Here is a 7,620-nt window from a genome sequence, read left to right on the forward strand (position 1 = left end):
GATAAGCGACCGATGCGGGCGCAGCGCTACCGCCCAGGTAGAGGTCATCGACCCCGAAGCCTCGGCCGTACACCGCTGGGGCACCGCCTTCAGCCCCAATGCGGATGGCCTGCACGACACCTACCCGTCCGCCAGCTACCTGGACGGTGCCTACCGCCTGCAAGTCTTCAGCCGCTGGGGCCAGCTGGTGTACACGGGCAGCCAGCCCTGGCGCGGTACGGACGGCAATACCGATGCGCCCGAGGGTACCTACGTGGTGCACATCCAGGTGCCCGACTGCCAGGGTGGCACGCGCGAGCTGATCCGTACGCTGATGCTGGTGCGCTAGGGGATAGGGGATAGGGGATAGGCGATAGGGGATAGGGGATAGGGGATAGGGGATAGGGGATAGGGGGCGGCGCAGTCCTCCGTAGCTCTATTTGCGTGCATAGCACTTGATTGGCTAAGATCATACCTTCCATCCTGCTCGCTTGAGACTAGCCCGCGCGTGGGATCTTAAAGACAGAAGGCCGATGCACGCGAAAGTGCCCGCCGGGCCGGGCGGCCTAGGGGATGCGCAGGTACTTGTGCGTTTGCAGGCTGATGCGCCAGTGCGGGTGTTGCTTCACATGGTCTACTATCCAGGCGGGGGCATCGGGTGTTTCCCATTCGGGTTGCAGGTACAGCAGGCAGTGGGTGTTGCCCGCCGCCCGCAGCTGTTCGGCGTGGGTTTCGGCCCACGTCAGGTCGTGCCGATTGTATACAATCACCTTTAGCTCATGCGCCAGTCGGTACCATTCGGCTCGCGGAGCTTTGAACTTTTTTGGCGAAAAGGTGATCCAGTCCCAGGTTCCACTTGGGGGGTGTGCCCCGCTGGTCTCTACATGCACCTGGCAGCCCGCAGCCCGTAGCGCCTGGGTAAGGGCCGTGCAGCCGTGCATCAGGGGCTCTCCGCCGGTAATCACCACCCGCCGTGCCGGGTGCTGTAGTACAGCCGAAACCAGTGCCTCAGCGGTTTGACGGGGGTGGGCCTCCATCGGCCAGCTTTCCTTTACATCGCACCACACACAGCCTACGTCGCAGCCACCCAGCCGGATGAAGTAGGCAGCCACACCCGCCCAAGCCCCCTCTCCCTGCAGGGTGTAGAAGTGCTCCATAACCGGATAGACCACCGGCTCGGGTGAGGCTGATGGTTGCCCGGGCTGTGGCGTGTGGGGGTGTACAGCCATACGCCAAAGGTACGACACAGAAAGCTACAGACCCATACCGTGCAGCTGTAGAAGGAGCCTATTTGCCGGTCTTTTCTGCCTCGGCTCCGGGCTTGGCAGCAGGTTTATTGGTCTGTGGGCGCTTCTTCCGGGCAATGAGCAGGCTGGTACGGTCCTCTCCACGGCCCTGCTGGTAGCCCATCTGGAAGCCAATCGGCTTAACCGGGTGTCGCTTCTGGGTATAGGCATTGGCTAGGGCGGTTTCGTATTGACCCTCAAAGGGGTACACGGGCCGCGCATAGTTTCCATAGAGGGTAATGTCCCAGGCTTCCTGGTCAAAGAAGCCGTAGCGAATGCCCGTATCATCCTGGAAGACAAAGTCGCTTATGTCCAGAATCAGGTTCCGCAGGGCCTCGGTGCTGCGCCAGTGCATCAGGTAACTGGCACTCTTGAAGTAGGTGTTTACGGTGCCCTGGCTACGCAGCCACTTTACCAGCTCGGCATGGCGGCTAAAGTGCGGATCGCCCGGGAAGTCTTGCGCATCGAAGACAATGTACACCAGCTCCTGCACAGGTGCTTCCTCGCTTTTGCGAAAGCGGTAGCGCATGCCGGTTACCAGGCTGTCGTTTGCCCGCATGGCATAGCTGCTGTCGGCTCCTATCGGTTCTATTTCTCCCTGCATGTTTATTTTGATGCGCTCTACTTCCAGTATCTCATTGCCACGTTCGGCCATGAAGGTGAGGATAACAGGCAGACTGCCGTTCAGTTCGGCCCGGCCAAAGTCTCCGCCCATCTCACTGGTTACAAAGAAGCTACGGCGGATGATGGTACGCAGGCTGTGCTGCACACTCTGCAGGTTGTGCGGCATGCGTGCTGCGGGCAGGGTGCGCACATCGGGCAGATGGCCCTCGGGCTCTAGCCCCCAGAAGATATAGCGTTTAGCGTTGGGAAATAGCGTATAGGCCGTGATAAAATCGGGCCCGGAGAAAGGATAGAGCATTACCCGATCGCTCTGGTGCTGGGGCGCAAATTCCTGCTGGGCAAAGGCTTCCACCTTCTTCAGGTAATCGCGGTACTCCTTCCAGGGTGCAGACTGGTAGAACGCACGTTGTGCCTCGGCCTCTGGGCGATGCTCCAGGCTATCCAGCACCGACCCCTCCAGGGCGGGCAGGCCTGCTACATAGCGTGCCAGGTCGTTCCAGTAGCGGTCATGGGTCTTTTCGGGCTTTGTGGGGCTATCCTTTTCGGGGCCCAGGCCTTCTACCGGTTTCTTTTCGGGGGTGCAGGCCACTGCCAGCAGAACCACAAGGGCGTATAGCCCTGGCTGAATAAGCTTTTTCATTCGATGTATGCGTACAAATGCGCGACGAAATACGCGATTTTTTTTGAGTTACGCCCGGGTTTCTTGCCAACATCTCCATCTGCGCATATGCACGCCCAAATTCAGTCGATAGGCACCTACCCCCGCCGTCTGGCCCGTGGCACAGCACGCTCTGTCCCGGTGGTCCGGCTTAGGCCAAGGCCTGCTGCAGGTCGGCTATCAGGTCTTTCGCATCCTCTATGCCCACGCTTAGCCGGATCAGGCTGTTGGTCAGCCCAGCTTTCAGGCGTTCGGCCTCGGGTATGCTGGCGTGGGTCATGGTGGCTGGGTGGCTTATCAGGCTTTCCACGCCGCCCAGGCTCTCGGCCAGGGTGATGATCTGGACCCGCTCCAGTAGCCGGATGGCATCCGCTGTGTGGTCGCCCACGAGCCGGAAGCTGAGCATGCCGCCAAAGTCGCGCATCTGCTTCTTGGCAATCTCGTGCCCGGGATGGGTGGTCAGGCCCGGGTACAGCACTGTGGCTACCCGTGGGTGCCCCTGCAGAAAGGCAGCTACCTCTCGGGCGTTCTGGCAGTGGCGCTCCATGCGCAGGTGCAGCGTCTTCAGGCCGCGCAGGCACAGGAAGCTGTCCATGGGGCCAGCCACGCCACCACAGCTTTTCTGTAGCAGGTACAGGCGGTCGTACAGGTCCTTGTCATTCAGCATCAGGGCACCTATTACCACATCCGAGTGCCCGGCCAGGTATTTGGTTCCGCTGTGCAGCACCACATCGGCCCCTAGCTCCAGCGGCCGCTGCAGGTAGGGGGTGGCAAAGGTGTTGTCCACCACCTTGATTACCTCTGCAGGCACCCGCGCACAGGTGGCCGCAATGTCCAGTACCCTCAGTAGGGGGTTGGTGGGGCTTTCTATCCACAGCATACGGGTCTTCTCATTCAGCGCGGCCTGCAGGGCTGTGGGGTCTCCCAGGTCTATAAAGTGGAAACGGATGCCCATGGGGGCATACACCTGCATAAACATGCGGTAGGATCCGCCGTATAGGTCGTTGGTGCAGATTACCTCGTCTCCGGGTCGCAGCAGCTTTATCAGGTTGTCGGCTGCAGCCATGCCACTGCCAAAGGCCAAGCCGTAGCCAGCCCCCTCTATCTGGGCGAAGGCGGTCTCCAGGCTGGTGCGGGTGGGGTTTTTGCTGCGCGCATATTCATATCCCTTGTTCTTGCCTGGGCTTTCCTGCTCAAAGGTGCTGGTTTGGTATATGGGGGTCATCACCGCACCGGTGGCGGGGTCGGCCCCGGTGCCGCTGTGTACAGCGATGGTGCCGAAGTTTTGAGCCTCTTTTTTCATAAATGGGGTACAGTCCTGGTATCAAAGTATCAAAGATACCACCGGGGTACCTACTTGCCAAGGAATCCCTATGGCCCGCGCAGTATTTTTTCGGCTCTATCGAGATAAATGTATAAAAAAATGATCTGCCTTTTTTGATAACATCAAGGGAATGTTAGTTTTGTTGCCGAGGAAAAAAATAGCCTCCACACTTAAATTTTTCACCCAGTGGCAGAACCCCAAGGCAACTCGCGGCTAGCGCACATGCTAGCGCAGGCAAAGAAGTCGGAAATGAAACGTACGTTGGGCCCTTGGGGTCTCACGTCCCTGGGCATAGGGGCCATTATTGGTACCGGTATATTTGTGCTAACGGGCACCGCGGCGGCCAATCACGCTGGGCCGGCCCTGATCCTCTCCTTTATACTAGCGGCAGTAGGCTGCGCCTTTGCCGGCCTGTGCTATGCTGAGTTTGCCAGCATGATCCCGGTAGCAGGCAGTGCCTACACCTATGCCTATGCCACTATGGGCCGAACCATAGCCTGGATAATCGGCTGGGACCTTATTCTGGAGTATTTGCTTGGTGCAGCCACGGTGGCAGCCGGCTGGAGTGGCTATTTCACCACCTTTTTGCACAACATTGGCCTGCATCTGCCCAGGTTTCTCACCGAGCCTTCATTTACCCCCCTGGTCAAGTTGCCTACAGAGGGTTGGGTCATCCTGACAGAGAAGGTGCAAAAAACCTACCCCGACTGGGCCGCCCTGCCGCAAGACGCCGCCTGGTTCAACCTGCCTGCGATGCTGGCCATTTTGGCCACTACGGTTCTGCTGGTTATTGGCATCAAGGAGAGTGCCCGATTCAACAACCTGGCGGTTATTCTTAAAGTAAGCGTAGTGCTGGCCTTCATTGCATTTGGCTGGGCCTATATACAGGCTGATAATTGGGTTCCTTTTATCCCGGAAAACACGGGCGTTTTTGGCGAATTTGGCTGGAGCGGCATCCTGGCAGCCGGTGGGGTTATATTCTTTGCTTACATTGGCTTCGATGCCGTGAGCACCGTGGCCCAGGAAACCATCAACCCGCAGCGCAACTTGCCTATTGGCATTCTGGCCTCGCTGGTGGTGTGTACCGTGCTATATATCCTGGTTACCCTGGTGCTTACAGGCATTGTACCCTTTACCGAGCTGAACGTAAAAGAACCCATAGCCCTGGGCGTAGAGCGCGCCGGTGGCCTGAACTGGCTGGCCCCCTTTATCAATATAGGGGCCATTGCGGGCCTCAGCTCGGTTATGCTGGTGATGCTCATGGCCCAGCCCCGCATCTTCTACAGCATGAGCAAAGATGGCCTGCTGCCCCCTTCTTTCAGCAAAATTCACCCCCGGTTCAAGACCCCCTACATCCCCACCGTGCTTACCGGCGTTTTTTGCGCCGCAGCAGCCGGTATTTTCAATGTGAATGACCTGGGGCACATGGTGAGTATTGGCACCCTCTTTGCATTCATTGTGGTATGTGTGGGCATCATCATCCTGCGCAAAACGCATCCGGAATTTCCGCGTCCCTTCCGCACCCCGCTGGTACCCCTGGTGCCCATTTTGGGAGCTGTGGTGTGTCTTGGCCTTATGATAGGCCTGGGCGCAGTTACCTGGCTGCGGCTGGTGCTGTGGATGGGCCTGGGCTTGGCCATTTACTATCTCTATGGGCGTAAACGCCAGCCGCTCCCTATAGCCCCAGACGAGCCCGAGATACCCCTCCACTAGGCAGCCCCTGGCCCCCAAAGCCAGGGATACCTCCTCCGGCAGTCCATCTGTAGACGCAGTCTTTTTCTGGCCACTGCTTATACGCGGGCTGTATACAGGCCGATATGCGTAGGGGTATTGCACAGACTTGTTTACCGTTCTTGGTAGATGCTTGAGGCAGCAACCCTGCGTGCATAAACCTGTACCCTCGGCCAACTCATGCCGCCAGGATGGCAAGGCACAGCCCTGTACGATCATTCTGCATCCAGTGTGGTTCAACCGGGGTTTAACTGCCTGCGCCAACCCTGCGGTACTACATTTTTGATCGGAACATTAAGAAACCTGCAGGGCAAGCCCTATTATTTCTAGAAAATAATATATTTTAATATATTATTTATTAATTTCAATTTATGGCTAAGCCCCTCTTTTAATGAGTATTTGTTTCTTGTGTTACTTTATTTTTATTTTAAGCATAGGCTGGTCTGCTTTTTTTGAAATAGCCTTTCATTTATTGTGTTTTGTGCAACAAAATCACAAAAATTTTGTTAATTGGCGTTATGAAGTGTGCTGTTGCTATTACTACGTTTCTTGTACTCTGCTCTTCTGTCGCCTATTCAGATGTATTGTTGAATGAGGGATTTAACGCGAGTGCGCTCCCAGCGGGCTGGTCCAATACCGCTATACAGGGCAGCCAGGGCTGGAGTTTTAGGAATACACCCTCGTTTGGGGCTGGAACCAGCTACGCGGTGTTTGATGACAATGCCCTGGGCGCAGGTGTAACGCCTAACCAGGCCGTATTACGTACGCCTACGCTGGACCTTACGGGCCGTACCCGCGTTACGCTCCGCTATGCGCACTACTGGTTTGGCGTAGAAAACACCCTGGGTGCAGTAGAGATAAGTACCAACGGTGGGACAAGCTGGAGCACAATTGTAAACTATGAAACCACTACGGATGGTAGCCTGGCCGCCCCCAGCGTGGTAACCCACGACATTACGGCCCTGGCTGCCGGCCAGGCCAGTGTGCAGATCCGATTTCGCTACAGCGATGGCGGGCAGGCAGGCCGCTTCTGGTACCTGGACGATGTGCAGGTGTTTGCCGCCCCCGACGTGGGTATTACCGCGCTTGTTGCCCCTGCCATCCTAGCTGCTTGCGGGGTGAACTATGGCAGCACAGAGGCGGTAACGGTCCGCATCCAGAACTTTGGCCCCGATTCCATCACACTTACCAACCTGCCCATAAGCGTTTCTGTAAACGGGCCGATCAACAGCAACTTGAACCCAACCTACACGGGCACCATTGCCGGTCTTGGCAGTGTGGACTTCACCCTGCCAGGCACGGTTAACATGAGTGCGGAGGGCGTGTATGCATTCACGGTGAGCACGGGCCTGGGCACCGATGCCTTTCTGGCCAACAATGGTATTTCGGTTACACGCAGCACGCGGGTAGTTACCTTTCCCTATACACAGAACTTTGAGGCAAATGATGGGGGCTGGCAGGCAGTTTCGGCCGCTGGTATTGGCACTTGGCTATACGGCCCATTGCCCGCCACGTATGGTGTAGACGGAGCCGAGGGGCGCGGCAACAGCTGGCGCATAGAGATAGCCCCCGGCAGCGGCACAGGCGGTGGCGGCAACGAGCCCCCCTACCTATACAGCCCGGTATACGATTTTACAGGTACCACCAACCCCCTGCTAAGTTTTGAGATAAAGGGGCAAGTAAATAACGGCGGCGGCTGGAACAACATCCGGGTAGAGTACAGCCTGAACGGCGGAGCTAGCTGGATAACGGTAGGTAGCACCGCCGACCCCACGTGGTACGGTCGCTACCTGGGCATCAACACCGGCTTTGGCGGTTTTGGCGGCAATACCCCCCTGGGGGACTGGACCCGCGTAGAGCGGGCGGTGTGCGCCCTTGCGGGCCAGCCCTGCGTACGTTTTCGGGTAGGTCTTGTGTTTCGCAACGCCGGCCTTTTGCCCATCGAGTTTGCCATAGACAACCTGCGGATAGAGAACAGCCCCAACCCCGATGTGATGGTGGAGGCCATCCTGAGCCCC

At 57.6% G+C, this 7,620-nt stretch carries 6 protein-coding genes; 3 read left to right on the forward strand and 3 right to left on the reverse strand.

Annotated features, from left to right (window positions below):
* On the forward strand, nucleotides 1–328 hold a 328-nt coding region (locus LW884_11465; protein ID MCE3008948.1), incomplete at its 5' end, for a gliding motility-associated C-terminal domain-containing protein.
* A gap of 217 nt (nucleotides 329–545) precedes the next feature.
* On the opposite strand, the gene LW884_11470 is transcribed toward LW884_11465, so the two are convergent.
* From LW884_11470 to LW884_11480, 3 genes are all read right to left on the reverse strand, one after another.
* A complete protein-coding gene (locus LW884_11470) occupies nucleotides 546–1,136 on the reverse strand; it encodes a 7-carboxy-7-deazaguanine synthase QueE (protein ID MCE3008949.1) in 591 nt (196 codons plus the stop codon).
* A gap of 130 nt (nucleotides 1,137–1,266) precedes the next feature.
* Nucleotides 1,267–2,529 carry a hypothetical protein gene (locus tag LW884_11475; protein MCE3008950.1) on the reverse strand — a complete coding sequence of 421 codons (1,263 nt, stop codon included), beginning with the start codon at nucleotides 2,527–2,529 and terminating at the stop codon, nucleotides 1,267–1,269.
* Nucleotides 2,530–2,698: 169 nt separating this feature from the next.
* Nucleotides 2,699–3,850: a PLP-dependent aspartate aminotransferase family protein gene (locus LW884_11480; protein ID MCE3008951.1), complete on the reverse strand. Its 1,152-nt coding sequence runs from the start codon at nucleotides 3,848–3,850 to the stop codon at nucleotides 2,699–2,701.
* Between the two features lie 270 nt (nucleotides 3,851–4,120).
* Between LW884_11480 and LW884_11485 the strand changes: the two genes are divergently transcribed.
* Together LW884_11485 and LW884_11490 are read left to right on the forward strand one after the other, a co-directional pair.
* Complete coding sequence (locus LW884_11485; protein ID MCE3008952.1) at nucleotides 4,121–5,584, forward strand: amino acid permease; 1,464 nt, start codon at nucleotides 4,121–4,123, stop codon at nucleotides 5,582–5,584.
* Nucleotides 5,585–6,189: 605 nt separating this feature from the next.
* Nucleotides 6,190–7,620, forward strand: a 1,431-nt coding sequence (locus LW884_11490; GenBank protein ID MCE3008953.1) for a choice-of-anchor J domain-containing protein, incomplete at its 3' end; no start/stop codon positions are given.

The organism is Bacteroidota bacterium, from assembly GCA_021300195.1.
In the GTDB taxonomy this organism is placed as follows: Bacteria; Bacteroidota; Bacteroidia; order J057; family JAJTIE01; genus JAJTIE01.

Bases quoted from the DNA above. Each gene is read 5' to 3' on its own strand.
- LW884_11470 (MCE3008949.1), bottom strand. From the start codon at position 1,136: ATGGAGCACTTCTACACCCTGCAGGGAGAGGGGGCTTGGGCGGGTGTG.
- LW884_11475 (MCE3008950.1), bottom strand. From the start codon at position 2,529: ATGAAAAAGCTTATTCAGCCAGGGCTATACGCCCTTGTGGTTCTGCTG.
- LW884_11480 (MCE3008951.1), bottom strand. From the start codon at position 3,850: ATGAAAAAAGAGGCTCAAAACTTCGGCACCATCGCTGTACACAGCGGC.
- LW884_11485 (MCE3008952.1), top strand. From the start codon at position 4,121: ATGAAACGTACGTTGGGCCCTTGGGGTCTCACGTCCCTGGGCATAGGG.